The organism is Bauldia litoralis (assembly GCF_900104485.1).
GTDB classification, from domain to species: domain Bacteria; phylum Pseudomonadota; class Alphaproteobacteria; order Rhizobiales; family Kaistiaceae; genus Bauldia; species Bauldia litoralis.
In genome coordinates this window covers 128428-153654 of the sequence record NZ_FMXQ01000008.1, presented here as the reverse complement: position 1 = coordinate 153654, position 25227 = coordinate 128428, and the positions used below count along the sequence as shown (strand labels likewise).

Here is a 25227-nt window from a genome sequence, read left to right as displayed (position 1 = left end):
CCCCCCCTCTTATTATATTAAATCAAATTGTTTATTACCCCTGACATGGCTGACATGGGCTGACGAGGGCGCGGAAATCATACGTTTTGAAGGGTACTGGCTGGCTGACGGACCCCTGACACCGGCTGACGGGCACATTTAGATTGGTGAAGCGGGTAATTGCGTAAGCGAATGAGGGATGTTGGATGTCGAAGGGTAACCGGGTGTGAAACGTTCGGCGCTCGATCCACAGCCAGCTAAGCCCTGCGGACGGACGCCTATTACCCGCCCGCATGAGAACCAATCTTCGGTTAAGCCCTCACCCCGAGCCACGACGACCCGAGCCACGACGAGCCGAGCGGCCAATCACCACCCCCGTGGCAACAATCCCTAGCCAATAGGAACCCGGCACCAAGGCTTTACCCTGATGGAAATTATGCACCAAACTTATGGAGGGTGCTGGCCTTCGGCAGCAACGCTGGATTGCTGCTGTTCAGCGGGAACAACTACGCCCCTCGCGCCGACATATGCGGGCAGTGTGAGGGCAGCGTGAGGGCGATAGGGTCAACGGGTCAGCCGGCGACGGCGACTGCCCCCACCGAGCGGCCCTGAGCGCCGGTCAGGGCGTTTCGACCGAATGCGCGGGCAGGTCGGGTCGTGACGGCACGCGACATCAGCCTTCCTTGGGAACCCAACCCGCGACGCGCTCCCTGACATCTACGACCGCGTCTCGAGCCGCGACGGCGTCTTCTCGAATATGGGACAAGTCGTCCACGCCGGGGGTGGCGAGGCCGTCATCTACGTGCATCTTGATTTTCAACGCGAGCATGTGAATCCTGCCTGTTTCCCTGAGGGAGAGGATTTTTCGAGTTTCTATAGATTTGTCGGTGGTGATCCACTCTTCCAAAGCGCGGACATTTTCTACAACCCATCTCCAGCGAGAAGCTGCGGCAGTGTGTTTTCCATCACGGATATCCTTCTCGATTCTGTCGATCCTCTCGACATTTCTCTCAAGGAGAGAGGCTATTCCCTTGGTCTCGCGATCTATGGCGACCCTATCGCGGACGGTGACGACATCCATCTGGTGCCGGAACTGCCGACGCATTTCCCCGAGCTGTTCGTCGGCCAGAAGCTTGTTTGACTGGATCTGATCGCGGACCGCTCGCCAAGCGATGCGAGCCGCAAGAAGGGCCGCTCCGCCCGCGACCAATGCCCCGACGAGAGTCTGCCAGCGGTGGACCTGCTCAAAGAAAGGCGACGGAGGGCTGCCAGCAGCAGGCCAGAGGCCCGCGATCAGCAAGCCGAAAAGCAGACCTGCGGCGATCAAGATAGACGGGTTCTGCCACTTCCTCCACGGTCCCATCCGCGCAGGTTGCATCGCCACCGGGTCGTTTGTCGAGGACTCAACAACCGTCGATGAACTCGCCCCACGCCGACAGCAGGCGGGCTTTGGCCTCAAAGAAATCCGAGCGCACATAAGACCGCGTGACCTCGCTGCCGACAATGTGCCCAAGGCAGCGATCTACATCATCGGTGCTGAAGCCGTTTTCGACGGCCCAGACCGCGAACGACGACCGCGCGATGCCGTGCGGGGTTCCCTCTTTCAGCAGAGAGCCGAACGAATGAGAGTTCGTACCCTCGAAGACTAGCGCTTCGTCGTCACCGCGCGGCATGGCGTCTAGGATCGCCTTCGCTGGTGCTGAAATCGGCACTGTGTGCTCCTGCCGGGTCTTGTACCGCTTGGCATCGATCACGAGACGGTCGGCCTGGACCTCCCGCCAGCGAAGCTCGCGGATTTCGCGTTGCCGGGACGCCGTCAGGATCGCGAGGCGCAGAGCAGACGAGGCGACCGATGGCTCGCCAGCAAGTTCCAACATCAGCGCAGGGACGTCTCGCCAGCCGATAGCGGCATGGTGTGTCGTGACGTGCTTGGGAGCTTTCAGCAGACTGTCGATGTTGCCACGCAGGCGAGCCGGGTTCAGACCCTCGGGGCGTAGCTCACGAACCATCGCGTAGCCGAGGACGCGCTCAATGAAGCTACGGACCATATCGCCGGTCGGCTTGCCCCAAATGGGTCTCAACGTCGAGGCGACGGCGTGCTTGTCGATCTCACCGACCGGCAGCGCGTTGATGGTGAACGTCCAATTTCGCAGGTAGCCTTGGTAGCGCGTCGCGACCTCGGCCCCCGTCCATGTCGGGACCATTAGGTTGATCCAATCGCGGGCGACCTTCTCGAACGTCGCGGCCTCGGCATCGCCACCCGTGGCAATGCGCTTGGCTTCAATCGGGTCTCGGCCCTCGGCGCGTAGTTGCCTAGCGGCCTCGGCCTTCGACCGCGCGTCTTTCAGCGACACCGCAGGGTAAGCCCCAAGGCCCATCTCGCGGCGCTTCCGATTGGCGTCGGTATAGATGAACAGCCAGGACCGAGACGCCCCTTGGACTCGGAGGTAGAGGGACGCTCCGTCGGCGTAGATGCCGTTGCCGATCTTCGCCTTGCGTAGCCACGTATCGGTCAGCCTGTTTGTCGGTCGAGCCATCGTCGGTTCCTCGCGTTTGGTGGTCCCGACGATTAGGTTGCGAACTTATGAAAGGCAAGGTTCCCTTCATAACACGCGACAATGTTCGGCCTTGTGCAGCCTTGGGCAAGCTTTGTGCAGACTATGTGCAAGATCAAGGGGTTAGAGTAGCAGGGGCTGTGCAACGATGGGCAAGCGTATGCAGCGTGCCTGTTGCCGTCAGACATCGCGCCGCCTCCCCGTTCTCCAATTGTTCTTGAGCCTTCCTCCGCTCTTCAATGGATCGTCTCAGGGAACGGGGCGGCTGGCAAGCCGTCGACGCATTCCGGAAAGATGACCGGTGGATGGGAGCGGGGACATTGCCCGGCGCTCCCATCGCGATCCGGCCCGTCACCGTTGTTCGATCACCATCCGGCTGACGCCGACGGCGAGGTTCAGCCCGGCCTGCGCCTGAACGCTGAGCGGCTGAAGGATGAGCGAGTCGTCGGAGCCGCCGACAAGCACATTGGCGCCAAGCCCCAGCACCACGGTCTGCTCGGCGGACACGCCGACATACTCGCCTGCCAGCGACCCCGCTGCATAGTCATCCTGCGCCGCCAGCACGCCCCAGACGATGACGCTGCCGGCGGTCACGCCGATGTCGAGGCCGAAGTTGCGGATGCGGCCGTAATACTGCTCCGCCTCGGCCCCGGAAGGTTCGAAGGTGCATTCGATCTTCTCGGCCGAGGTGATCAGCAGACCGATCTTGGGGCCGGCAGCGCAGGTCAGGACGCCGATCTTGACGTGGCTGCCTTCCGCCGCTTCGACCGGCCCGGAGAACGCTCCGCCGGCAAACAGGACGGCGCCGGCAATCGCCAGGGCTCGCGCAGATTTTCCAAGGTGTGCAGCGCGCATGGGTACTCTCCTTCTGGCGGGATTGAAGAAAGTCGGCGTCGACGCTGTCCGCCAGTCAGGACCGCCGTTGTCTCGTTACGATGGATGTTTCGTCCGACCCCGGTTGCCGGTATAGGCATGGCGGGCGGGCGCTTGGTTCACCGTCCCTTGATCAACGGCGCGTATGCATGTCAGTTCCATGCTGAGTCATGCCGAGGTTTCCTGAATGCTCGATGCCTACACCCTCAGTCCCGGCGGCCCGAAGCGCCTCGACCTGACCGATGGCGGGCCGGTGCCGGAGGAAACGCGATGGGTCGACCTCGTTCACCCGACGCCGAGCGAGGATGCCGCCACCGAAGTCTTTCTGAGTGCCAGCCTTCCCACCCGCGAGGAAGCGTCGGAGATCGAGTTCTCCAGTCGCTTCTACAGCGAGGACGGCGCAGTCTTCATGACCGCGACCGTGCTGACCGGCGTCGACAAGGGCGAGGCGTCACTGGTCCCGTTGACCATCGTCGTCACCGGCGACCAGCGCATTGCCACCCTGCGCTATGACGACCTGCGCGCCCTCCATCAGTTTCTCGCCCGGGCCAGCAAGCCGGGCAGCCGCTGCGGCACGATTCCATCGGTCTTCCTTGGCCTCATCGAAGCGGTGGTTGACCGGACCGCCGACGTCCTCGAGCGGATCAGCGCCGATGTCGACCGCATCAACCGGGATATCTTCGCCGCCCGCACCGAGCGTCGCGGCGGCCTCCGCCTCGAACAACTGATCGGCGATGTCGGCACCCAGGGCGACCTCGCGGCCAAGGCCCGCGAGAGCCTCGCTTCGATCGAGCGCCTGATCCAGTTCGCCAGCCTTACCCTGCCCGGCGGCTTCACCAAGGGCGTCAACAAGAACCGCCTGAAGCTGATCGCCCGCGACGTTCGCTCGCTGGAGGATCACGTCGGCTTTCTCTCCAACAAGATCACCTTTCTGCTCGACGCCACCCTCGGCCTGATCTCGGTCGAGCAGAACGAGGTGATCCGCGTCCTCACCATCGCGGCGACGATCTTCTTCCCGCCGACCCTGATCGGAACGGTCTACGGCATGAATTTCACCGACATGCCGGAATTGTCCTGGCAATTCGGCTATCCCGTCGCCATCGGCCTTATGGTCGCCTCGGCAGTGCTGCCCTATCTCTACTTCAAGCGGCGTGGCTGGCTCTGACCTCGGAGACCGGATCTCTGCCGCTTGTCCTTAGTCAGAAGCGGAGAACAGAGCCGATGAACGATCTCACCCCCATGCGTCGCAAAACCGCGAAGGACTTCCCGCAGGAGCTGCTTGAGCTCTACGACTTCTACGCCCATGGGAAGATCACCAAGCGTGAATTCCTCAACAGGGCCGGTAAGTTCGCCATCGGCGGCGTCACCGCGGCCGCCCTCCTCCACCAGCTCTCGCCGGATTACGCCCTCGCGGCCCAGGTCGCCGAGGACGATCCCGATATCGAGACCAGCCGGGTCACCTATCCCTCGCCGAACGGCAATGGCGAGGTCAACGCCTACCTGGTCCGCCCGGCCGGCGCGACCGGCAAGCTTGCCGGCGTCCTCGTCATCCACGAGAACCGCGGCCTAAACCCCTATATCGAGGACGTCGCCCGACGCATGGCCAAGGCCGGCTTCATGGCTCTCGCTCCCGACGGCCTGACCTCGGTCGGCGGCTATCCCGGCACCGATGACGAAGGCCGGGAGCTCCAGCAGAAGGTCGATCCGGAAAAACTGCTCAACGATTTCTTCGCCGGCTTTGAATATCTGGCCGCTCGCGAAGACTGCACCGGTAAGGTCGGGGCCGTCGGCTTCTGTTATGGCGGCGGCGTCGTCAACGCCATCGCCGTTGCCTATCCCGAACTCGCCGCCGGCGTCCCCTTCTACGGTCGTCAACCGGCCGCCGAGGACGCCGCCGCGATCGAGGCGCCTCTCCTCCTCCAATATGCCGGCCTCGACGAGCGCATCAACGCCGGCTGGCCTGCCTATGAGGAGGCGCTGAAGGCGGCTGGCAAGACCTACACCGCCCACATCTATCCCGACGTCAATCACGGCTTCCACAACGACACGACGCCGCGTTACGACGCCGAAGCGGCGAAGCTCGCCGAAGACCGCACCATCGCGTTCTTCAAGGAACACCTGACCTGACGCGACGATAAACACGGCCGTGGCGGATCACTCCGCCGCGGCCGCCCCGGCGCCCTGTTCTAGCGGCGCTTCTTCTCTGCGTGATAGGTCAGCGCCAGCCCGATGCAATGGCGCAGAGGTGCCTCGGGAAGCGGCGCATCCGCGCCGAGCAGCACGGCGCGATTGCCCTCGAAGGACAGGTCGTCGGGATAAAGCTCGCGAAAGCGGTCGATGAGGCGGGTCTGGCAGTGGACGTAGAGGGCCACGCGACCCGGCTCGTCCCTCACCGTATCAATCCGGATGGTGGTGCCGCTCCTCGTCTCGGGCGTCAGGTAGCTCGGCTGCCCCCACTTGAGCGTCTCCTCGATCCGGCCGACGCCCGGCGTGGCGTCGGCGGTTTCGAGGATCAGCGCCCGCAAGGCGAGCAACCGGTCCCGCGCCGGCTGCGGCGTGGCGTCTATCACCGCCCTGACGGCCGGATCGCCGACAGAGGCCGCGCCGCCCGTTGAGACCTCACGCCTTGCGGTTCTTGGCATCCCAGTTGCGTTCCAGGTTGGCGATCAGCGCCGGGCTGAAGTGGCAGTAGGCCTGCTCGCGGGCATAGACCGAGGCATAGCGGCGAAAGAGGTCGAGCGGCTCCTCTCCGACCCGGAAAGCGCGGCGGTTGCCGACCGCGCTGACGACGCCGGCCGAGGTCAGCCCGGTGACCACCTTGTCGATCGCCTCTCCCATCGCGTCCGCCGAGGCGATCTCGTCGCAGATCAGCCGCCCCTGCTGGCTGTCGCAGACGAGCTTCAGTTCATACTGGATCGCCTCGCGGGCAATGCGGTCGCCGGTGTGGCGCGGCAGGCGGAGGTTGGCAAAGCCCGGGATGATCCCCTCCTTGCGCGCCGGCAACGTCATGAAGGCATCGTCGGCCGCCAGCACGTAGTCGGCGACCAACAGGAGTTGGCAATGGCCGCCGATCGCGAAGGTATCCACCGCCGCCACCCACGGCTTCTCGATCCCCCGCCCGCGGACGTCGTCGGGCAGCGAGTCCGGCCGGGCGACGCCGCGCAGCATCTTGTGGACGTAGCCGAGGTCGCGCTTGAGGAACCAGACGAAGGGTATCTTGCCGCAATAGAGATGCGTCAGGTTGATGCCGCTGCCGAAGACGCTCCGGCCCTGGTATTTCGGATGCTCCGCCTTGCCGCCGCGCATCACCGCGATCTCGCTGACCGGATCGAGGGTCGCCACGTCGACGGCAATTTCCATCAGGTCGAGGGTCGTCGTGTCCTCGGCATTGAGGAAGCGCGGATTGGTGGCGGTGAGCAACACCGCCTTGCCCCGTCGCTCGAGCCTGACCGTGCCGAGATCGAGCACGCCATCGGCGACGAAGCGCTCGAGGTGCTCCGCCGTCTCGGCCCGCGGCAGCAGCATCGCGTGACAGAGATGCAGACCGGCCTCCTCGACGGCGAGCGTCTGGGCAAGGAAGATCCCTTGGTCGATCTCGACGCCGTCCTTGTCTCCCTGGTGGAGTCGGGACTCGGCCGCGACTTCCTCCTCGGTCGGCGTCAGGCCGGGAATCGCCGCCGCGGCGGCGAGGACCAGATCCTCGAGACGCACATGCCGACCGCGCCGGTCGGTGATTTCCTCATAAACCGCCGCCGCATGGACCGCGAGGAAGCGCTCGCGGCTCTCCCGCGCCACCGCGAAGATGTGTGCCGCCGCTGCCGCCTCGGCCTCGGTCCGCTTCGACTTGGTCGGCAACGCGTCTATCAGCCCCGTCGAACGGTCCCAGAATGCCGAATATCGATGCCGATCGGTCGTGATGTCGGCGGTCCGAGCCGGTTCCGCCGCGCCCCATCCATGAACCGCCTCGGAATCGAGGCCGGCGGCGATGAGAGCGTCCAACGCGGTATTGCCTTCTGCATCCATGACTATCGTTCCCCAATACGCAATTCGTTGTCTTCAGGTGTTCCAACCGGCGAGAGACGCCGAGGCAATCACGATGCGGGCCTGAGATCGACCACGCGCCTGGCCTTGCCCTGCGAGCGCTCGATGGTCCCGGGCGGCACCACCACGACCGTCGCGCCGACGCCAACGTGGTCCTTTATCAGACGTTCCGCGTGCCGGCCGATATCGCCCCCGTTCGCTTCCGCCGCCTCGACCGTCCGTGTCTCGACCTTGACTGTCAGTTCGTCGAGCCGCCCGCGTCGCCGGATCTCGAGGAGGTAACAGGGCGCCAGCCGCGGCTCGCCGGTCAGGATAGCCTCGATCTGCGACGGAAACACGTTCACCCCGCGGATGATCAGCATGTCGTCGCTGCGCCCGGCCACCCGCGCGATCCGCCGCATCGGCCCATCGACTGGCGGCAAAAGCCGCGTCAGGTCCCGGGTCCGGTAGCGAATGACCGGGAAACCCTCCTTGGTCAGCGAGGTGAAGACGGCCTCGCCCGGCTCGCCCTCGGGCATGATCGCGCCCGTCTCGGGATCGACGACCTCGGGATAGAAGTGATCCTCGAAGATTGTCAGAGCCCCCTTGTCTCCCGCCCGCTCCTGGGCGACGCCGGGGCCGATCACCTCCGACAGCCCGTAGGAATCGTAAGCCTCGACGCGGAAGCGCGCTTCGATCTCGGCACGCATCCCCTCCGACCATGGCTCGGCGCCGCAGATCACGGTCCGTAAGCCGCAATCTGCCGGATCGAAGCCGCGCGCCGCGAAAGCGTCTGCGATGACCAGCGCATAGGACGGCGTCGCCAGCAGCACCGTCGGCCGGAAGTCCCGCATCAGGTCGACCTGCCGGTCGGTAAAGCCGCCGCTTGCCGGGATCACGGTCGCGCCGAGGCGCTCAACCCCGTAGTGCCAACCGAGGCCGCCGGTGAACAACCCGTAGCCGAAGGCGATATGCACCAGGTCGGCCGGTCCGACGCCGACCGCCTGCAGCGATCGCGCCATGATATCGGCCCAGCGGTCGATATCGCCGGCCGTGTAGCCGACCACCGTCGGCTTGCCGGTCGTGCCACTCGAGACATGCAGCCGCACGATGTCTTCCATCGGCGCGGCGAACATCCCGAACGGGTAGCATGCGCGCAGGTCGTCCTTGGTCGTGAAGGGAAACCGCACCAGGTCGTCGAGCGACGTCAGGTCGTCGAGGCCCACCCCGGCGGCCGTGAGTTTCTCCCGGTAGCGCGGCACCCGGTCGAGAACGTGCGCGATCGTCGTCTTGAGACGCTCGAACTGGTGGGCGCGGAGTGCCTCCACGCTGGCGGTTTCCGGCCCTGCACCGAAGGCTCCGATGCCCGCTCTCCCCGCCTGTCTCAGCGTAGCCCGGCGCAGAACCGCTGGATGCGCAGGCAGGCTTCCTCAAGCGCCTCGGTCGCGACCGCATAGGAAATACGGAAGAAGGGCGACAGGCCGAATGCCGAGCCATGGACCACCGCGACGCCCTCTTCCTCGAGCAGCGCCGTCACGAAATCCTCGTCGGTCTTCAGCGCCTTGCCGCCGGCGCTGGTCTTGCCCAGCGTCCCTTCGCAGGACGGAAAGACATAAAACGCCCCTTCCGGCTTGAGGCAGGAAATGCCGTTGGCCTGGTTGAGCATCGATACGACCAGATCGCGCCGTTCGCGGAAAATCGAGCAGTTCCTCGGGATGAAGTCCTGCGGACCTTTCAGCGCCTCGACCGCCGCCCATTGCGAGATCGACGACGGATTGGTCGTCGACTGCGACTGGAGCTTGGCCATCGCCTTGATCAGCATGGTCGGCCCGGCGCCGTAGCCGATGCGCCAACCGGTCATCGCATAGGCCTTCGATACGCCGTTCAGCGTCAGTGTCCGCGCCTTCAGCCCCGGCTCCACCTCGACCACGGTCGTGAAGACGAAGTCGTCGTAGATCAGATGCTCGTACATGTCGTCGGTCAGCACCCAGACATGCTCGTGCTTCATCAGCACGTCGGTCAGCGCCTTCAACTCGGCCCGCGAATAGGCGGCGCCGGAGGGGTTCGACGGCGAGTTGAGGATCAGCCACTTGGTCTTCGGCGTGATCGCCGCTTCCAGCGCCTCGGGCGTCAGCTTGAACTTGGCCTCGACCGTGGTCGGCAGGATCACCGGTGTCGCGCCGGCCAGCGAGACGATTTCCGGATAGCTCACCCAATACGGCGCCGGGACGATCACTTCGTCGCCGGGATTGAGCGTCGCCATCAGCGCGTTGAACAGCACCTGCTTGCCGCCGGTGCCGACACTGATCTCGGACGTCTCGTAATCGACATTGTTCTCGCGCTTGAACTTGGCCGCGATCGCCGCCTTGAGTTCCGCGATACCGTCAATGGCCGTGTATTTGGTCTTGCCCTCGCGGATGGCGCGGATCGCCGCTTCCTTGACGTTGTCCGGCGTGTCGAAATCCGGTTCGCCGGCGCCGAGGCCGATGACGTCGCGCCCGGCGGCGCGCAATTCCCGGGCCTTGTCGGTGACGGCAATCGTCGCCGACGGCTTGATGCGCGACAGGGAGTCGGCAAGGAAACCCATCTTCATATGCTCCATTGGGCGAAAGGCGCGCGGACCGTAGTGCGGTGCAGCGAGAATCTCAAGCGGCAGGCGCTCTCATCGCGCCAAGCGCATCCGTGCAGTTTTGGCAATACTCCCGGTTGTATGCTAGTCTTGGCGCAGGGTTAGATCCCGTGAAGGGCGCGGTTGCGCTCCGGAGGGAAGATGGCGGCACACCTCGGAACCCGACTGCATTGGCTGGCGATCGCTCTCGTGGCGGCCGTCTCGCTGGCCGCCTGCAGTTCGCTGCCAATCGGCGAATACAGCCTTCAGGCTTACACCAACGCCACGACGTTGAAGGCCGAGACGCTGGCGCTCGTCGCCCGGGCCGACGAGCCCTATTCCAGTCACGCGGCCCAGGTCGACGCGCTGAACGTCAGGATAGATGCCGCCTACGAATTTGCCGCGGGAACGCCCAACAACCGGCTTTCAGCCGAACAGTGGCGCATCATGCGCGATTCGGACCGCAATCTTTATGGAGGGCTCGTGCGGATGTGGCGGGAGAACGGGCGCCTCTCGTCCTTCTTCCTCGCCGAGGCGAAGGCGCAGATCGCGGAAGGGTTCGACTACATCATCTGCCTCGAGGCAAACAAGCAATCGGCATCCGCGTGCCGTTCCGGCTGAGGAGGTCCCCGTGAAGGATTTCGACGATTTCGTTGCGGATGTCCTGGAAGGCGTCAAGGCGCTGGCTGTCGGTGCGCTCAAGGACTACACGCAGCAACTGACGACCGACGCAGGATCCTTTCTTGAAAGCACCCAGGAAAAGGTCGAGCGCTGGGGCAATGCCTTGGCGGAAGGCCAACTCACCGCGCAGGAGTTTTCCTTTTTGATGAAGAGCCAGAAGGACCTGGCGATCCTCGCCTCCCTGGCGGCTGCCGGCATCACCGCGGCGCGGCTCAAGCGACTGCGTGACGACCTGATGGAATTGATCATCGGCCGGGCCATCGGATTCTTCGCTCCCGGCGGCTGAACAGCCAAACCGGGCCGGTCGAAACTGCAAGAGAGGGTCGGCGTTAGACGGGGCTTGTCTGCAAGGGCGCGACCGGCGAAAAGACGCTGGTCTCCCACCGCCCTGAAAGAAGACCCGATGAATCTCGCTCGCCTCGCCGCCGAACGCGCCGCCACCAAGGGACCGATCGGCGTCGCCGTCATCGGCGCCGGTAAATTCGGCTCGATGTTCCTCTCCCAGGCCCCGACGTCGCCGGGTCTCAGGATCAACGTCATCGTCGATCTCGACATCGAGCGGGCCAAGGCCGCCTGCCGCAACGTCGGATGGGACGAGGAGCGCATCGCCGCCTGCGATTTCACCGAGGACGGTGCCGAAGCCATCGCTCGCGACGATATCGAGGTCGTCGTCGAGGTCACCGGCAACCCGGCCGCCGGCATCCGCCACGCGCTCGCCGCGATCGAGGCCGGCAAGCATATCGTCATGGTCAATGTCGAGGCCGACGTGCTGGCCGGGCCGGCGCTCGCCGCCCGCGCCCGCGCCGCCGGCGTCGTCTATTCGATGGCCTATGGCGACCAGCCTGCCCTCGTCGCCGAGCAGGTCGACTGGGCCCGCGCCGCCGGCTTCCAGGTCATCGCCGCCGGCAAGGGCACCAAGTACATGCCCGAGTACCACGCCGTGACCCCGGACGATGTCTGGAGCCACTACGGCCTCGACCCCGCCCGGGCCAAGGCGGCGGGCATGAACCCACAGATGTTTAATTCCTTCCTCGATGGCACCAAGTCGTCGATCGAGATGGCGGCAATCGCCAATGCCTGTGGCCTCGCCGTGCCGTCTGACGGCCTGCGCTTCCCGCCCTGCGGCGTCGACGACCTGCCGACGATCCTCAAGCCGAAGTCGGATGGCGGTCAGCTCGAAAGCCGCGGCATGGTCGAAGTGGTCTCGTCGCTCAATCGCGACGGCAGCCCGGTCGAGCGCGACCTGCGCTGGGGCGTCTATGTCGTCATCGAGGCGACCAACGACTACACCGCCAGCTGCTTCGAGCAATACGGCATGCGGACTGACCCCTCTGGACGATACGGCGCGCTCTACCGCCCCTATCACCTGATCGGACTTGAACTCGGGATTTCGGTGCTGTCGGCGGCGCTGCGCGGCGAGCCGACGGGCAGCACCATGTCCTTCCGCGGCGACGCGGTGGCGGTCGCCAAGCGCAATCTCAAGGCCGGTGAGAAGCTCGACGGCGAAGGCGGCTACACGGTGTGGGGCAAGCTCTGGCCGGCCGATCGCAGCCTGGCCCATGGCGCGCTGCCAATCGGTCTCGCCCATGGCGTGACCCTCGACCATGACGTGGCGGAGGGTGAAGCGGTGCGCTGGTCGGACGTGACCATCGGCGACAACCAGGCTGTCAGCCTCCGTCGCGAAGCCGAGGGGCTGGGCAGCGCCTGACAAAACGATGAAAGCCGCAGCCGATTTTCTGTATCGGCAGCGGCTTCCATTCGCTCAGCGCTGCTGCGTGGTTACGCGGCCTTCTTGTTGACCGAGCCCTCGGCGAGCGCCGACAGCTTCTTGTCCGCCGAGTATTCCTCGTCGAGCGTCGTGTTGAGGATCTTGACGGCGTCCTTGATGCCGAGTTTCTCGGCCCATGCCACCATCGTGCCGTAACGCGCAATCTCGTAATGCTCGGCAGCCTGGGCGGCGGCGATCAGACCGGCGTCCAGCGCCTCCGGATCCTCCGCCTCGCTCATGATCTCCTCGCCTTCCTCGACGATGCCCTTGATCGCCGGGCAGGTCTCGGCACGGGCCGTCTTGCCGACGATCTCGAACACCTGCTCGAGACGCGACACATGCTCCTTGGTCTCCGCGAGATGGCTCTCGAAGGCCTCGGCGAGTTGCGGCGAAGATGCCTTCTTCGCCATCTTCGGCAGGGCTTTCACCAACTGCTTCTCTGCGAAATACATGTCCTTGAGGAAATGCAAGAAAAGGTCGTCGAGTGTCTTCAGCGACATGCGGGTCTCCTTGGTCTGGCGGTTACAAATGTCTGTCCCGCCTCAACGCCAGATTCCCGGAGTCGTTCCCGGCACCGTTCGATTTCGTTGATGAATGTCGCGCCTATTTGGAATTGGATCGCCTTCGGCCGCGACGCTAGCATCGCCGGAACGCGACAGGGGGGCCATGTCATGGACAATCGCTACACGCTCTATTCGATGGAAGCCTCGGGCAACTGCTACAAGGTCCGCCTGCTCCTCCATCTTCTCCGCCTGCCGTTCCGGCTGATCGAGACCGATCCGCGCCAGGGTGCCACCCGCACGCCGGATTTCCTGGCGCTCAATCCGAATGGCCGAACCCCACTCCTCGTCCTGCCGGACGGACGGCGGCTGTCCGAATCCAACGCCATGCTGATCCATCTTGCCGAGGGTACGGCATACCTGCCCGCCGACGCCTACGATCGCGCGGTCTGCTACCAGTGGCTGTTCTTCGAGCAATACGAGCACGAACCGACGATCGCGGTCGCCCGGTCATGGATGTCCGTCTATCCCGAGAAAATCGGCAAGGCGACGGCCGAGCAGCTCGCCGACTGGCAGACCCGGGGACACCGGGCGCTCGCGGTGATGGAGACGCGGCTCGCCACCCATGACTGGTTTGCCGGCGGCGCCTTTTCCATCGCCGACATCGCATTGTATTCCTACACCCATGTTGCGGATGAAGGCGGCTTCGACCTCACCCCCTATCCCGGCATCCGCGGATGGCTCGGTCGCGTCGCGTCGCACCCCGGCCACGTTCCCCTGACGTGGCGGCCGGTCGAATAGACCGTCCGCGCGGCTATTCCTCGTCGGGCGCCTCGGGGGGCGGCGTCTCGGCCAGGGTCTTGAGCTTCTGAAGCCCAGCTTCGTAGTCGGCGCCGACCATGTCGTCGATCATCGGGCCGAAATACCGTCCGATCGGGTTGAAACCGAGGTCGGTTGAAAAGGCCCAAGTCACGGTGCTGCCGGCGCCTTCCGGAACGACCGTGAACCACGTCTCGGCGGTCCCCTGATCGGCGAAGTCGAGCGCGATGTCGACCCGGTCGTCGGGCGTGATCGACGCGACCTCCATCGACCCGGAGCCGACATCGGGATCGTCGCTTTCCCAGTGGAACGTCTGGCCGACTCCGTCGGCCGGACCGGTAAAGGTATAGGTGGCCTCCGGGTCCCGCCCGAACCACGGCGACCACTCATTGAAGCGGCGGAGATCGCTCACCACTGCGAAGACGTCCCCCGCCGGCGCATCGATGTCGACCGACCGCTCGACAATCCGGTAGCGGGGCATCAGGAACGCCCCGGCGACGGCGAGAATGACGATCGCGACGAGTCCGATGGCGACCCACCGCACAATCTTCCTGGCCATGGCGTTCCCCCGAACGTTTGTCTTGCAGCCCGATTCGGCCGACAGCGCATGATAAGGGCAGCACGCCCTCGCCGCGTCCCTTCTCAACCGTCATGCACAAAAAAAGGGAGGCGCCGAAGCGCCTCCAAGTTTCCGTTCCGTCGGGTTCTCATCCAGCGGATGAGCTCTTGGGGGAGACCGGTCTTGCGCCGGTCGTCCCCGATTCATTTGCCAAGGCAGCTGTCGGCATTCTCCGGCGTGCACTGGCTGAGTTCGGTGTGGAGGCGATCCTCGACGGTCTCCTCCTTGATCAGTTGAATCAGGATATCGGGTGCGCGATTGCCCATCTCGAACGGTCGCTGGCCGATCTGCCCATGGCTGTTGCCCGCCTTGAGCGCCGCCATCTGCGGCGGCAGCGTATCGCCGCCGATGACGATCAGGCTCCGGCTGTCGAGCTTGTCCTTCACCGTGCTGGCGACCTGGCCATAGATCTGCGGCGCGAACTGCGCCCAGCCGCCCACCAGGATGAACCCGTCGAGCGCCGGATTGGCGGCGAGGATCTCTTCCATCTGGCTGGCCGCGAGGTCGATCCGGTCGTCGGCATGGACCGGGCAGCCGGCGATTTCGCTCCAGCCGTTGGTTTCCGACAACCTGCCGGCCCCCGGTTCGCCGGCAATCGCGTCGCGGAAGCCCTGCGCCCGCGCGTTGATCTTCTCGTTGGATTCGGCGCCGAGTTGCAGGCAGACGGTGCCGCCCTCCGGCTTGTACTTCATCAGCAGTTGCGCCATCAGCGCGCCCACCTGCTCGTTGTCGGTGCCGAGAAAGGTCGCGCGCAGACCGCGGTCAGGCCGATCGAAATCGGAATCGATCGTCATCACCGGCATCGTCGGCGCCTTGGCCCGAATCGCCGCCGCCATCGCCGCCGGATCGGAGGGCGCGATCGCCAGCCCCGCGACGCCGGAGTCGATCAGCTTCTCGACGATCTGGATTTGCCCGGCACTGTCGGCGCTCAACTCCGGACCGGCGTTGACGCACTCGTAGTCGGACTTGGCGTTGTCCGTGTTCCAGTCATCGCAGCCGCGTCCGACCGCCTTGAAGAATGGATTGTCCAGGCCCTTGACCACCACCGCGAGCGTCTTCTTCTCCGCCATGGCGGGCGCGCCGGCGCAAAGGAGCGCCGCGGCGGCAATCAGCAGCAAGCCTCTCCTCATCTCGTTCCTGCCTCTCCGCTCTTCCAGGCCACGGTCGTCATCCCGGATACCAGACGACACGCGGATTGTCGGGCGCCCGTTCATGGGTCCAGGCCGCCTCGACAAGTCTCTCCAGATCGTATTCGGGCTGCCAGTCCAAGGCGAACTTCGCCTTGCTGTTGTCCAGCCAGGTCGAATGAAACGCGCTGGGAATCGCAATCGAATCGAGGCCGCGCGTCCGCTGCAGATAATCCGCAACCTCGCCATAGTCCACCGGCCGGTCCATGCAGATATTGAACAACTGCCGTTCCGCCTTCGGATTGTCGATAGCGGCCATGATCGCCGCTACCAGGTCGTCGACATGCACGAAGTTGCGCTTCATCGGCTGGTCGTCGGCGTCGAGAAGCAGTGGCACGGTCCCCTCGAGGTGGTAGCGCCGGGCATCTTCCGCCGGCACCATCGTCTTCCAGTCGGGGCCGCCGAAGACATCGTCGCCAAACGACAGGGTGTACCGGAAATCGTCATCCGCCATGATCCATGGCGCACGCAGGCAGCAATGGTTGATGCCATACTGGATACCGACCTGCTCCAGCATGACTTCCTCAAGGACCTTCGACAGCGCGTAGCAACCCGGATACGCGCTGTGCGGCGCCGCTTCGGTCAGCGGCCCATCGGTGCGATAGAAGAAGTGGCCGATCGCGGCGTCGCCGCCGATGAGGATGAACTGGCGCGCCGTCGCGCTCTCACGGTACGCTTCGAGCAGCCAGAACATCCCCTTCACCGTGATATCCATCACGTCGTCAGGCGTCTCCTTGCAGGTCGCCAGATGAACGACATGGGTGACGCCATCCATCGCCTGCTCGACGACGGCCCGGTCCGATATCGATCCCTTGACGACATCGAGACGGTCGCTCGGCTCGAGCATCCGGTTGTGGCAGAGGGCGCGGAAACGAGCCTCTCGATAAGACGGATCGGCGGACATGCGCGCCAGGAAAGCGCGCCCGACCTTGCCAGTCGCGCCGGTAACCAACATCAGCATTCAGTATTCTCCCGGCAACTAGCTAATCGTCGTACGGTACGTCCGTCAACGGTAAGTTATCGTACAAATTTGTGATACGGATATTGACAGCGCTTCTGGCGGATTTTATGGAAACGTTCCCAATCCTTCTCGCTGTCTTGCATCAGGGCGGATCCGGTGTAGGAGACACCATGCCTGCTACCAGTGGTTTGTTTTAGAGACCGGAATGCGCCCATTTCGTCCGATGAATGATTCTGTCGTGCATTTGACGGGTGCGACGATGGTAAGCTAATTCCAGAGCCGCCTTTCTGGGTGCGTCGGAAACGCTTCCAGAAAGTACGCGGACAAGGGAGGCGCCGGCCCATCGCGCGCCGGCTGGGAGCGAACGTCCGATATGGCCCTGCTTGAACTCACCAACATCGCAAAACACTTCGGCGCCATCCATGCGCTGGACGGCGTCTCGCTCAGTCTCGAACCCGGAGAAGTTGTCGGCCTGATGGGCGACAACGGCGCAGGCAAGTCGACGCTCGTCAAGATCATCGCCGGCAATTTCCGCCCGACTCACGGCACGCTGAAGATGGAGGGCAAGAACCTCGTCATGCACCGGCCGATCGAGGCCCGGCAGCATGGCATCGAGATCGTCTACCAGGATCTCGCGCTTTGCGACAATCTCAGCGCCGCCGCCAACGTCTTTCTCGGCCGCGAACTGCGCCGGGGCATCGGCCCTTTCCAGATTCTCGACTACCCGGCGATGTTCCGGCGTGCTGGCGAGCTCTTTGGTGAAATCAAGTCGGAGACCCGGCCCCGCGACCTCGTCAAGCAGATGTCGGGCGGCCAACGCCAGGCCGTGGCCATCGCCCGCACCATGCTGTCCGAGGCAAAGATCGTGCTGATGGACGAGCCGACGGCGGCGATCTCCGTCCGTCAGGTGGCAGAGGTGCTGAATCTGATCAAGCATCTGCGCGACCAGGGTATTGCGGTTGTCCTGATCAGCCACCGCATGCCCGATGTCTTCACGGTCGCCGACCGCATCATCGTCATGCGGCGCGGCCACAAGGTCGCGGACAAGAAGGTCGCCATGAGTTCGCCGGAGGAAGTCACCGGCCTGATTACCGGCGCCATCGAGACCGCCTGAATCCTCTGAGGGACCGGACGACCGGATCGGGGCAGCCGGCATGTTTGTGTCCACTCGATCCGGTTGCTAATATTATTATCCCAGTATTAGTGAAAATGGAAATCGCATGAAACGGGGCAAGGGCGCGCCCGGTCCGGGCCGGACCACCTCCGCCGGTCGCGGCAACGGCAAGCGGGTCACGATGACCGATGTCGCCCGGCTCGCTGGCTGCTCGCAGTCGACGGTGTCGGTCGTCCTCAACAATACTCCCGGCATCCGCATTTCGAAGACGACCCGCGCCCGCGTCATCGCGGTCGCCGGCGATCTTGGCTACGAGATCATCCCGGGCCATGTCGCCCTCGGCGACCGCCCCCACCAGATCGGCATCGTCTTCGACCATATCGCCACCAGTCCGGAGGCCGTCGTCTCGATCGAGGGCGCGCGCGAGGCCGGCTGGCAGACCGGGCATGTCGTCACCATCGCCCAGACGCTGAACGACCCGGAGATGGAGCCGATCACCATCGCGGCAATGCTGCGCAACGGTATCGACGCGCTAATCTACGCGACGATCATGACCCGCAAGGTCGAGGTGCCGCCGGCGCTCTACGCCGCCCGCGTCCCCGTCGTCCTGCTCAACTGCTATTCCGACGATCGCGCCTTCCCGAGCGTCTGTCCGGGCGAGGTGGCCGGCGGCCATCGCGCCGCCGACGCGCTGATCGGCGCCGGTCATCGCCGCATCGCCATCATCACCGGCGAGATGTGGATGGACGCGGCGCGCGACCGCCTGCGCGGCTACCGCCAGGCGCTGGCCACCGCCGACATTCCCTATGATCCCGACCTGGTCCGCGAGGGCAACTGGCAGACCAGTGCCGGCTACGAACACACCCTCGCCCTGATGAAACTCGACGATCCGCCGACCGCCATCTTCTGCTCCAACGATCGCATGGCGGTCGGCTGCTACGAGGCGCTGAAGGAGACGGGCCGGACGATTCCCGACGACGTCTCGGTCATCGGCTACGACGACGAGGAGGTCGCCCGCCACCTCACGCCGCAACTGACGACGCTGGTCCTACCGCATCGCGAGATGGGCCGCTGGGCGGTCGAGCATGCCCTGTCCATGACCTCTGCTCCGACCGGCAAGCACCCCGTCACCAAGCTTGAATGCCCGTTGATCCCCCGCGACTCGATCCGCGAGATAGGCGGCTGACCGCGCCCCCGGTGGCGGCTTGCGGGCACGCGCCGGTTCTCACCGTCGCGCTTTGGCGCTAGACAACGTCTGGTGACCGTCCGGCTGGCCAATGCCGGATTCCAAGGCGCCGGAGTGAGATCGACGTGGCCCAGTTCGCCAACATCACCGAAGGCCTGCGCTTTCGCGTCGTGCTTCGGCCGGGCGTTGCCCTCGGCCCCGGCAAGGCCGACCTCCTCGAAGCGATCCGCGACACCCGCTCGCTGACCGCTGCCGCCGGCCGCTTCGACATGAGCTACAAGCGCGGCTGGAGCCTCGTCCGCGAATTGAACGCCGCGTTCAGATCCCCGTTGGTCGAAACAGAGAAAGGCGGTTCCGGCGGCGGTGGCGGCGCGCGCCTCACCGAACTCGGTGAATTCGTCCTCGCCCGCTACCGGCAGATGGAAGCGGACGCCGAGAGTGCGATCGAAGCCGGCGTGGCGGACCTGCGCCAGCACCTCGCGGATCCGGGACAGAACGCCGGTTCCGATTGACTTTGCAGCCCGGAGCGTGCTGACCTGTCGAGCGATATTTCCGTTTGACCATATCGGTCCCGCAGCATGTTCACCGCCCTCGCCCGTCGTTTCTTTCTTGCCCTTGCCGTCTGCGCCGGCCTGACGGTCTCGGCCGCCGCCGACGATGTCGTGGTCTTTGCCGCCGCCAGCCTCAAGAACGCCCTCGACACGGCCGCCGCCACCTATCGGGAGACGACCGGCAGGACCGTGCTGGTCAGCTATGCCGGCACCGCGACGCTTGCCAAGCAGATCGAGCAACAGGCGCCGGCTGACATCTTCATCGCCGCCGACACCGCATGGATGGACTACGTCGCCGACCGTAGCCTGATCGTTCCCGACACGCGCCACACGCTGCTCGGCAACCGCATCGTCCTCATCGCGCCCGCGGCGTCCGACGCAACGATCGCCATCGCGCCCGGCATGGACCTCGCCGCCCTGCTCGGCGACGGTCTGCTCGCCATGGCCAACACCGAGGCCGTCCCGGCCGGTCGCTACGGCAAGGCGGCGCTCCAGTCGCTCGGCGCCTGGGACAGTGTCGCCGGCCATATCGTCGAGGCCGACAATGTCCGCACGGCCCTCGCCTTCGTCGCCCGCGGTGAAGCGCCGCTCGGCATCGTCTACGCGACCGATGCCGCCGCCGAACCGGCGGTCCGGGTGATCGGCGTCTTTCCCGAGGACAGCCATCCGCCGGTCCGCTACCCCGTCGCGATGATCGCCGCCTCGACCAACCCCGACGCCCGGGCCTTCTATGACTTTCTGCTCTCCGACGCCGCGCGCCCCGCCTTCGAGACCGAAGGCTTCACCGTCATCGATGCCGGTTCGTAAGCGGCCATGCTCGAACCGCTGACCCCGCAGGAATGGTCGGCCATCGGGCTCAGCCTCCGGGTCGCCTTCGCCGCCGCGCTCTGTGGATTGCCGATCGGGCTGCTTGCCGCCTATGTGCTGGCCCGCTTTCGCTTCCCCGGGCGCGCCATCCTCGACGGCATCGTCTACCTGCCGCTGGTGATGCCGCCAGTGGTCACCGGCTACCTGCTCCTTCTCGCCTTCGGTCGACGCGGGCCGGTCGGCGAATTCCTCGAACGGACCTTCGGCATCGTCCTCGCCTTCAACTGGACGGGCGCGGCGCTCGCTGCCGGCATCATGGGGCTGCCGCTGATGGTCCGCGCCATGCGGCTGTCGCTGGAGGCGATCGACAGGCGCTACGAGGACGCCGCCGCGACGCTGGGCGCCAGCCGCCCCATCGTGCTGCTGACGATCACCCTGCCGTTGATGCTGCCCGGCATCCTTGCCGGCACCGTCCTCGCCTTCGCCCGGGCGCTCGGCGAATTCGGCGCGACCATCACCTTCGTCGGCAATATCCCCGGCGTCACCCAGACCATCCCCTCGGCGATCTGGTCCTATACCCAGGTCCCCGGCGGCGAGGCCGCCGCCCTCCGCCTGACGCTGATCGCCGTCGTCATCGCCTTTGCCGCGCTCCTCGCCTCGGAAGCGTTGTCCCGCCGCGCCGGCCGCCGGGTCCTCGGACAATGACGCTGGCGGTCGACATCTCGGCGCGGGCCGGCGGGTTCGCCCTCGACGCGGCCTTCGAGAGCGCCGGGCGGATCACCGCGCTGTTCGGTCATTCCGGCGCCGGCAAGACGACGCTGGTCAACCTGATCGCCGGCCTTGCCCGTCCGGAGCGCGGCGCGATCGCCATCGATGGCGACACGCTGGTCGACACGACGCGGGGCGTCTTCGTCCCCGCCCACCGGCGGCGCATCGGTTATGTCTTCCAGGAGGGACGCCTCTTCCCCCATCTCTCGGTGCGGCGAAACCTGGTCTACGGGCGCCGCTTCTCGACCACGAAGGAACGCTGGGCCGACTTTGACACGATCGTCGACCTGCTCGGCATCGCCTCCCTGCTCGAGCGCCAGCCGGCCGGCCTGTCGGGCGGCGAGAAGCAGCGCGTCGCCATCGGCCGGGCGCTGCTCGCCAGCCCCCGGCTCCTCCTGATGGACGAGCCCCTCGCCTCCCTCGACGAGGCCCGCAAGGCCGATCTCCTGCCCTATATCGAACGCCTGCGCGACGAGATGCGGCTGCCGATCGTCTATGTCAGCCACGCCATCGACGAGGTCGCGCGGATCGCGGATACGATGGTGCTGCTGGTCGGCGGCAAGGTCGTCGCCAACGGGCCGGTCAGCGACATCCTCGCCCGCGCCGACCTGCGCGCCCATACGGGTCAGCAGGAGGCGAGCGTCGTGCTGACGTTGCGGGTCGGCGCGCCCGGTCCCGATCCCCACCTCACGACGCTGGAGCATCCTGCCGGACGCTTCTCGGTGCCACGTCTCGATCAGGCCGAGGGCAGCGAGATACGCATGCGCATTCGCGCCCGCGACGTCGCCCTCGCCGTCGGTGACCCGGGCAACCTGTCGATCCGCAATCGCCTCTCCGCGACGGTCACGGCGATCGTCGAGGCGGAGCCGCCGACGGTCGAGGTCAGCCTTGACGCGGCCGGCATGCCGCTGATCGCCAGCATCACCGGCGAAGCTGTCCGCGCGCTCGGTCTGCGGGTCGGCCAGCCCGTCACGGCACTGATCAAGTCGTCGTCCTTCGACCGTGCCGCCTTTGGACCGGCAGCCCGCCCCTCCGACGCCTGAAATCAAATACCCGCACGGGGTTCCCTTTCGCGCCAACCCGGGTAGAGTCGGACTTGGGAGCTGAGACCATGATCCTGTCCTGGATTGGGTGGAGTGGTATTGCGCGACTGTCGGTCGCGGCGGCGCTGACCGTTGGGGCGGTATCGATGTCGGTCGCCGACGTCCGCTCCAGTACGCAATACCGGTCGTACAGCGTCAGTGGTTCGACGGCTCGCTCGCTGGTCTCATACATGCGGTCGAACCCGTTTCGCGGCGATCACGGCAATGCCGTCGCCAACATCCGGCCGTCCTACCGGATTTCCGCCCCGTCCAAGATGACCGGCGGCACCTGCCGGGCGCCGAAGGTGACCCTCAACATTAACTTCGTCATGACGCTGCCCCGTGGTCGCAGCGAATCCTCAATGGCGTCGAGTACCCGCAATGCCTGGCGCAGCTTCGTCGCCTTTTCCAAGCGCCACGAGAACACCCATCGCAGCATCTACATCCAGTGCGGCAAGACTTTCGTCGCCAAGGCGCAGCGGCTCTCGGCGAAAAGCTGCGGCAGCCTCCAGGCCTCGATCCGCAGGCTGCTAGAATCGGAAAAGCGCGCATGCCAGTCGAAGCACCGGGCTTTCGACCGTCGCGAATACAATCGGATCAGGAATCTGAGTCTGTTTCGTATGGCGGGATCGTCCCGGTAACGCCGGCCGAAGCCATCGCTACCGGGACGCTCGCGCTCGGTCACGCCCCACTTTGCTCGCCGAGCAGCAACCCTTGTCGCAGGCCAGACATCCGGCCGGGAAAGCGCGCCTGCGCTTTCCCGGGGATGCCCTAGCTGCAGTTCGCCGACAGCTTGCCCTTGCCGCCAACGACCGTCATCTTCACCCGGGCCACGCCCGAGTTGATCATGCCGATCTTCTCGGCCGCCCCCTGGGTGAGGTCGATCACCCGTCCACCGGTGAACGGACCGCGGTCGTTGATCCGCACCACGACCGACCGGCCATTGGAGAGATTCTCGACCCGAACCTTCGTACCGAAGGGAAGGCTCTTGTGGGCCGCGGCGAGGGCGCGGGCATTCATCTTTTCACCGCTCGCCGTCTTGGTTCCCATCTTGTACCAGGAAGCCTTGCCACACTGGCTGGCGGCTTCCGCCTGACTTGCAAGACCAACCATCGCCGTACACACAACGATGGCCATTCCAAACGCGCCGATGCGCGACTTTACAAACCCCACTCTTTACTCATCCTGTTGCGAGATCCGCATCGCAAGCCGCGATTGCGTCCCCCTGGCCCCAAAGGAAAATCCGTTCGACCCCCTCTGGCGCCGAAACGATGGCCGCTTTCTTCGGGCGGAATGGGGCGCGAATGCGGCCCGGAGGTCACCAATGGATTCGTCCGGTTACGTTGCGTGAACGATAGCTGGAAGAAGCGAGGCAGGCTCTTGGGTCCGGCGGCTGGCCCGCGTTAGGGTAGCTGCCATGCAGTCACGGATGGGAGACCGCGCAATGACCCTCAATCGCCGGAACCTTCTCCAGCTCTCGGCCGCTGGTGCTGTCGCCGCAGCCGCCGGCGGACGGTTTGCCTGGGCCGCAACCGACGCCGAGCGCGCCATCGCCGAAAATGCCGCGGCCTATTTCGCCGGCCTCGGCTACAAGTCCGTCCCACCGCTCGATCTGATCACCGGCGATGCCTTCAACAGCGGACTTCGCTTCGACGAGTCGGATTCGGTTAGCTCCGACGGCCCGACCATGCGCCTGCAGACCGCCGCCAGGGTCGAGGACATCCCCGAGCGCGACCGCGCCGGCGTGCTCGCCGCCTTCGACATCATCGGGCTCGGCCATCCGGAGCCGGAGGACGACACCATCCTTCCGGCGGTCCTCCGCTTCCTCATCGACGAACGCGGCCTCGATCCGGCGAAGATGCTGATGGTCTCGACCGAAGAATTCCGGCCGCACCTCGACGACCTCGACGGGTTCGATGCCAACCGCTTTCTCGAGCGCCCGCTCGCCGAGGCGCGCACCATGGGCGATGGCTCCGGCTACTTCGCCCCGAGCGGCCATCCGGCCGGACCAGCGATAGCCTCGGTGGGCCTCTACTATCCCGTGCCCGGCACCGAACCGGGCGGCGATCCGATCTATCCGCCTCCGGACCACATCGAGATCGCGGAGATCGGTATTGCCCGGGACGCCGCCGGCTACACTGCCGCCGGGCTGGGCCTCCAGCGTCTTGCCATGGCCGAGGGCAATCCGGTCCCGGATTTTGACGAGACCCGGCTCAACCTCCTTCGCCTTCTCGAGGACGAGTCGGAGCGGACCGGCAAGCCGCTGCCTGACGGCTACACGCAGTTCGCGTCGCTCTGACGGATTCCGAGAAGGTTAGGAGACCCGCTCGATCAGCGCCATCGCGGCGGCCGGCGCGCGGACCTTGGCCCCGGCGATCATGTAGACATAGACGTCACGCTTCGCCTTCTTGGCTTTCGCACCGAAGCGCGGCAGGCTCTCGGGCTCGCCGCCGCCCGCCCATGTCTTCGCCATCGCGGCGAAGCGGTCGAGATCATCGGCCGCGTAGCCGGTCGCGATCGACTCCTCGGTCTTCTGCAGGCGCGCATAGACGAAGTCGGCCGTTACGTCGGCGATCGCCGGATAGTCGTCCGATTCCGCATAGACGACGGCCACGCCGTGCTGGCGCAGGAGATCGACGCATTCGGGCACGAGGAAGCTCTCGTGCCGGACCTCGACGACGTGGCGAAGCGCCAGGCCGCCCTTCTCTTTCGGCAGCAGCGTCAGGAACGCGCCGAAGTCGTCGGCATCGAATTTCTTGTATGGCGCAAACTGCCACAACAGCGGGCCGAGCTTGTCGCCGAGTTCCAGCAAGCCGGAGTTGAGAAACCACTCGATCCCCTCCCCGGCTTCGGCCAGCACCTTCTTGTTGACCACGGCGCGGTGCCCCTTCAGCGCGAAGACGAAGCCGTCGGGCGTCTCGTCGCGCCACTTGGCGAAGCTCTTGGCCGACTGGGTGCGATAGAAGGTGCCGTTGATCTCGATCGTGGTCAGGTGCTCGCCGGCATACTTCAGTTCGTCGGCATGTTTCAGCCCTTCCGGATAGAAGGTGCCGCGCCAGGGCGCGAAGGTCCATCCGCCGATACCGACCCTGATCATGTCCGTCGCCTCCCTGCGTCCGCCAGCCCGGTGCCCGCGCCGTGTCGCCGGT

At 65.4% G+C, this 25227-nt stretch carries 27 protein-coding genes; 14 read left to right on the top strand and 13 right to left on the bottom strand.

What is annotated here, in order from left to right; translation table 11 throughout:
- Nucleotides 1–652: 652 nt before the first annotated feature.
- The 3 genes from BLT60_RS18655 to BLT60_RS18645 form a co-directional block, all read right to left on the bottom strand.
- Nucleotides 653–1306, bottom strand: a complete 654-nt coding sequence (locus BLT60_RS18655) for a hypothetical protein (RefSeq protein WP_139167889.1) — start codon at nt 1304–1306, stop codon at nt 653–655.
- Between the two features lie 76 nt (nt 1307–1382).
- The gene (locus tag BLT60_RS18650; protein ID WP_090878766.1) at nt 1383–2516 is read right to left on the bottom strand and encodes a tyrosine-type recombinase/integrase; all 1134 of its coding nucleotides are present in this window, start codon (nt 2514–2516) and stop codon (nt 1383–1385) included.
- 369 nt (nt 2517–2885) lie between these two features.
- Nucleotides 2886–3389, bottom strand: coding sequence for a DUF992 domain-containing protein (locus BLT60_RS18645; protein ID WP_090878764.1), 504 nt, complete (start codon nt 3387–3389; stop codon nt 2886–2888).
- A gap of 205 nt (nt 3390–3594) precedes the next feature.
- Between BLT60_RS18645 and BLT60_RS18640 the strand changes: the two genes are divergently transcribed.
- Together BLT60_RS18640 and yghX are read left to right on the top strand one after the other, a co-directional pair.
- Nucleotides 3595–4572, top strand: coding sequence for a magnesium transporter CorA family protein (locus tag BLT60_RS18640; RefSeq protein ID WP_090878762.1), 978 nt, complete (start codon nt 3595–3597; stop codon nt 4570–4572).
- Nucleotides 4573–4646: 74 nt separating this feature from the next.
- Nucleotides 4647–5534: a YghX family hydrolase gene (gene yghX / locus BLT60_RS18635; protein ID WP_090878960.1), complete on the top strand. Its 888-nt coding sequence runs from the start codon at nt 4647–4649 to the stop codon at nt 5532–5534.
- A 59-nt stretch (nt 5535–5593) separates the two neighbouring features.
- Here yghX and BLT60_RS18630 read toward each other — a convergent pair whose 3' ends face one another.
- From BLT60_RS18630 to BLT60_RS18615, 4 genes are all read right to left on the bottom strand, one after another.
- Nucleotides 5594–6049 carry a DUF1801 domain-containing protein gene (locus BLT60_RS18630; RefSeq protein WP_090878760.1) on the bottom strand — a complete coding sequence of 152 codons (456 nt, stop codon included), beginning with the start codon at nt 6047–6049 and terminating at the stop codon, nt 5594–5596.
- Nucleotides 6027–7430 carry an enoyl-CoA hydratase/isomerase family protein gene (locus BLT60_RS18625; protein ID WP_090878758.1) on the bottom strand — a complete coding sequence of 468 codons (1404 nt, stop codon included), beginning with the start codon at nt 7428–7430 and terminating at the stop codon, nt 6027–6029. The genes BLT60_RS18630 and BLT60_RS18625 overlap by 23 nt, the downstream gene beginning before the upstream one ends.
- 68 nt (nt 7431–7498) lie before the next feature.
- On the bottom strand, nt 7499–8755 hold the full coding sequence (locus BLT60_RS18620; protein WP_244521331.1) for a phenylacetate--CoA ligase family protein: 1257 nt from the start codon (nt 8753–8755) through the stop codon (nt 7499–7501).
- 56 nt (nt 8756–8811) lie between these two features.
- The gene (locus tag BLT60_RS18615; protein ID WP_090878958.1) at nt 8812–10014 is read right to left on the bottom strand and encodes a pyridoxal phosphate-dependent aminotransferase; all 1203 of its coding nucleotides are present in this window, start codon (nt 10012–10014) and stop codon (nt 8812–8814) included.
- Between the two features lie 183 nt (nt 10015–10197).
- Between BLT60_RS18615 and BLT60_RS18610 the strand changes: the two genes are divergently transcribed.
- From BLT60_RS18610 to BLT60_RS18600, 3 genes are all read left to right on the top strand, one after another.
- Entirely contained in the window at nt 10198–10656 is a 459-nt protein-coding gene (locus tag BLT60_RS18610; RefSeq protein WP_090878754.1) for a hypothetical protein, read from the top strand.
- Between the two features lie 10 nt (nt 10657–10666).
- Nucleotides 10667–11002 (top strand): hypothetical protein, encoded by a 336-nt coding sequence (locus BLT60_RS18605; protein ID WP_090878752.1) that lies wholly within the window; start codon nt 10667–10669, stop codon nt 11000–11002.
- 117 nt (nt 11003–11119) lie between these two features.
- A complete protein-coding gene (locus BLT60_RS18600) occupies nt 11120–12424 on the top strand; it encodes an NAD(P)H-dependent oxidoreductase (protein ID WP_090878750.1) in 1305 nt (434 codons plus the stop codon).
- A 71-nt stretch (nt 12425–12495) separates the two neighbouring features.
- Here the strand turns inward: BLT60_RS18600 and BLT60_RS18595 are convergent, their stop codons facing one another.
- Nucleotides 12496–12984, bottom strand: a complete 489-nt coding sequence (locus BLT60_RS18595; protein ID WP_090878749.1) for a YciE/YciF ferroxidase family protein — start codon at nt 12982–12984, stop codon at nt 12496–12498.
- A 171-nt stretch (nt 12985–13155) separates the two neighbouring features.
- On the opposite strand from BLT60_RS18595, the gene BLT60_RS18590 reads away from it, so the two are divergent.
- On the top strand, nt 13156–13785 hold the full coding sequence (locus BLT60_RS18590) for a glutathione S-transferase family protein (protein WP_090878956.1): 630 nt from the start codon (nt 13156–13158) through the stop codon (nt 13783–13785).
- 13 nt (nt 13786–13798) lie between these two features.
- Here BLT60_RS18590 and BLT60_RS18585 read toward each other — a convergent pair whose 3' ends face one another.
- The 3 genes from BLT60_RS18585 to BLT60_RS18575 all read right to left on the bottom strand — a co-directional run bounded on the left by BLT60_RS18585 (nt 13799) and on the right by BLT60_RS18575 (nt 16570).
- On the bottom strand, nt 13799–14362 hold the full coding sequence (locus BLT60_RS18585) for an SRPBCC family protein (RefSeq protein ID WP_090878747.1): 564 nt from the start codon (nt 14360–14362) through the stop codon (nt 13799–13801).
- 203 nt (nt 14363–14565) lie between these two features.
- Nucleotides 14566–15540 carry a substrate-binding domain-containing protein gene (locus tag BLT60_RS18580; protein ID WP_244521330.1) on the bottom strand — a complete coding sequence of 325 codons (975 nt, stop codon included), beginning with the start codon at nt 15538–15540 and terminating at the stop codon, nt 14566–14568.
- A gap of 49 nt (nt 15541–15589) precedes the next feature.
- Nucleotides 15590–16570 carry an NAD-dependent epimerase/dehydratase family protein gene (locus BLT60_RS18575; protein ID WP_090878743.1) on the bottom strand — a complete coding sequence of 327 codons (981 nt, stop codon included), beginning with the start codon at nt 16568–16570 and terminating at the stop codon, nt 15590–15592.
- Between the two features lie 373 nt (nt 16571–16943).
- On the opposite strand from BLT60_RS18575, the gene BLT60_RS18570 reads away from it, so the two are divergent.
- The 7 genes from BLT60_RS18570 (at nt 16944) to BLT60_RS18540 (ending at nt 22719) form a co-directional block, all read left to right on the top strand.
- On the top strand, nt 16944–17684 hold the full coding sequence (locus BLT60_RS18570; protein ID WP_090878741.1) for an ATP-binding cassette domain-containing protein: 741 nt from the start codon (nt 16944–16946) through the stop codon (nt 17682–17684).
- Between the two features lie 106 nt (nt 17685–17790).
- Complete coding sequence (locus BLT60_RS18565) at nt 17791–18870, top strand: LacI family DNA-binding transcriptional regulator (RefSeq protein ID WP_244521329.1); 1080 nt, start codon at nt 17791–17793, stop codon at nt 18868–18870.
- Nucleotides 18871–18995: 125 nt separating this feature from the next.
- Nucleotides 18996–19382 (top strand): winged helix-turn-helix domain-containing protein, encoded by a 387-nt coding sequence (locus BLT60_RS18560; protein WP_090878739.1) that lies wholly within the window; start codon nt 18996–18998, stop codon nt 19380–19382.
- Nucleotides 19383–19448: 66 nt separating this feature from the next.
- Nucleotides 19449–20228, top strand: coding sequence for a molybdate ABC transporter substrate-binding protein (modA, locus tag BLT60_RS18555; protein ID WP_090878737.1), 780 nt, complete (start codon nt 19449–19451; stop codon nt 20226–20228).
- Nucleotides 20229–20234: 6 nt separating this feature from the next.
- Complete coding sequence (modB, locus tag BLT60_RS18550) at nt 20235–20933, top strand: molybdate ABC transporter permease subunit (protein WP_090878735.1); 699 nt, start codon at nt 20235–20237, stop codon at nt 20931–20933.
- Nucleotides 20930–22039, top strand: coding sequence for a molybdenum ABC transporter ATP-binding protein (gene modC / locus BLT60_RS18545; protein ID WP_090878733.1), 1110 nt, complete (start codon nt 20930–20932; stop codon nt 22037–22039). Before modB ends, modC begins: the two co-directional genes overlap by 4 nt.
- Before the next feature lie 68 nt (nt 22040–22107).
- Nucleotides 22108–22719, top strand: coding sequence for a DUF922 domain-containing protein (locus tag BLT60_RS18540; RefSeq protein WP_090878731.1), 612 nt, complete (start codon nt 22108–22110; stop codon nt 22717–22719).
- Between the two features lie 130 nt (nt 22720–22849).
- On the opposite strand, the gene BLT60_RS18535 is transcribed toward BLT60_RS18540, so the two are convergent.
- The gene (locus BLT60_RS18535; RefSeq protein ID WP_090878729.1) at nt 22850–23215 is read right to left on the bottom strand and encodes a septal ring lytic transglycosylase RlpA family protein; all 366 of its coding nucleotides are present in this window, start codon (nt 23213–23215) and stop codon (nt 22850–22852) included.
- 307 nt (nt 23216–23522) lie between these two features.
- On the opposite strand from BLT60_RS18535, the gene BLT60_RS18530 reads away from it, so the two are divergent.
- The gene (locus BLT60_RS18530) at nt 23523–24377 is read left to right on the top strand and encodes a hypothetical protein (protein ID WP_090878727.1); all 855 of its coding nucleotides are present in this window, start codon (nt 23523–23525) and stop codon (nt 24375–24377) included.
- Between the two features lie 15 nt (nt 24378–24392).
- Here the strand turns inward: BLT60_RS18530 and BLT60_RS18525 are convergent, their stop codons facing one another.
- Nucleotides 24393–25175 carry a DUF72 domain-containing protein gene (locus tag BLT60_RS18525; RefSeq protein ID WP_090878725.1) on the bottom strand — a complete coding sequence of 261 codons (783 nt, stop codon included), beginning with the start codon at nt 25173–25175 and terminating at the stop codon, nt 24393–24395.
- Between the last annotated feature and the right edge of the window lie 52 nt (nt 25176–25227).

Coding starts and splice junctions, on each gene's coding strand:
- modB (WP_090878735.1), top strand. CDS start 20,235: ATGCTCGAACCGCTGACCCCGCAGGAATGGTCGGCCATCGGGCTCAGC.
- BLT60_RS18540 (WP_090878731.1), top strand. CDS start 22,108: ATGATCCTGTCCTGGATTGGGTGGAGTGGTATTGCGCGACTGTCGGTC.
- BLT60_RS18590 (WP_090878956.1), top strand. CDS start 13,156: ATGGACAATCGCTACACGCTCTATTCGATGGAAGCCTCGGGCAACTGC.
- BLT60_RS18525 (WP_090878725.1), bottom strand. CDS start 25,175: ATGATCAGGGTCGGTATCGGCGGATGGACCTTCGCGCCCTGGCGCGGC.
- modA (WP_090878737.1), top strand. CDS start 19,449: ATGTTCACCGCCCTCGCCCGTCGTTTCTTTCTTGCCCTTGCCGTCTGC.
- BLT60_RS18570 (WP_090878741.1), top strand. CDS start 16,944: ATGGCCCTGCTTGAACTCACCAACATCGCAAAACACTTCGGCGCCATC.
- BLT60_RS18575 (WP_090878743.1), bottom strand. CDS start 16,570: ATGCTGATGTTGGTTACCGGCGCGACTGGCAAGGTCGGGCGCGCTTTC.
- modC (WP_090878733.1), top strand. CDS start 20,930: ATGACGCTGGCGGTCGACATCTCGGCGCGGGCCGGCGGGTTCGCCCTC.
- BLT60_RS18535 (WP_090878729.1), bottom strand. CDS start 23,215: ATGGCCATCGTTGTGTGTACGGCGATGGTTGGTCTTGCAAGTCAGGCG.
- BLT60_RS18610 (WP_090878754.1), top strand. CDS start 10,198: ATGGCGGCACACCTCGGAACCCGACTGCATTGGCTGGCGATCGCTCTC.
- BLT60_RS18600 (WP_090878750.1), top strand. CDS start 11,120: ATGAATCTCGCTCGCCTCGCCGCCGAACGCGCCGCCACCAAGGGACCG.
- BLT60_RS18640 (WP_090878762.1), top strand. CDS start 3,595: ATGCTCGATGCCTACACCCTCAGTCCCGGCGGCCCGAAGCGCCTCGAC.
- BLT60_RS18530 (WP_090878727.1), top strand. CDS start 23,523: ATGACCCTCAATCGCCGGAACCTTCTCCAGCTCTCGGCCGCTGGTGCT.
- BLT60_RS18615 (WP_090878958.1), bottom strand. CDS start 10,014: ATGGGTTTCCTTGCCGACTCCCTGTCGCGCATCAAGCCGTCGGCGACG.
- BLT60_RS18565 (WP_244521329.1), top strand. CDS start 17,791: ATGAAACGGGGCAAGGGCGCGCCCGGTCCGGGCCGGACCACCTCCGCC.
- BLT60_RS18630 (WP_090878760.1), bottom strand. CDS start 6,049: ATGCCAAGAACCGCAAGGCGTGAGGTCTCAACGGGCGGCGCGGCCTCT.
- BLT60_RS18645 (WP_090878764.1), bottom strand. CDS start 3,389: ATGCGCGCTGCACACCTTGGAAAATCTGCGCGAGCCCTGGCGATTGCC.
- BLT60_RS18595 (WP_090878749.1), bottom strand. CDS start 12,984: ATGTCGCTGAAGACACTCGACGACCTTTTCTTGCATTTCCTCAAGGAC.
- BLT60_RS18585 (WP_090878747.1), bottom strand. CDS start 14,362: ATGGCCAGGAAGATTGTGCGGTGGGTCGCCATCGGACTCGTCGCGATC.
- yghX (WP_090878960.1), top strand. CDS start 4,647: ATGCGTCGCAAAACCGCGAAGGACTTCCCGCAGGAGCTGCTTGAGCTC.
- BLT60_RS18625 (WP_090878758.1), bottom strand. CDS start 7,430: ATGGATGCAGAAGGCAATACCGCGTTGGACGCTCTCATCGCCGCCGGC.
- BLT60_RS18650 (WP_090878766.1), bottom strand. CDS start 2,516: ATGGCTCGACCGACAAACAGGCTGACCGATACGTGGCTACGCAAGGCG.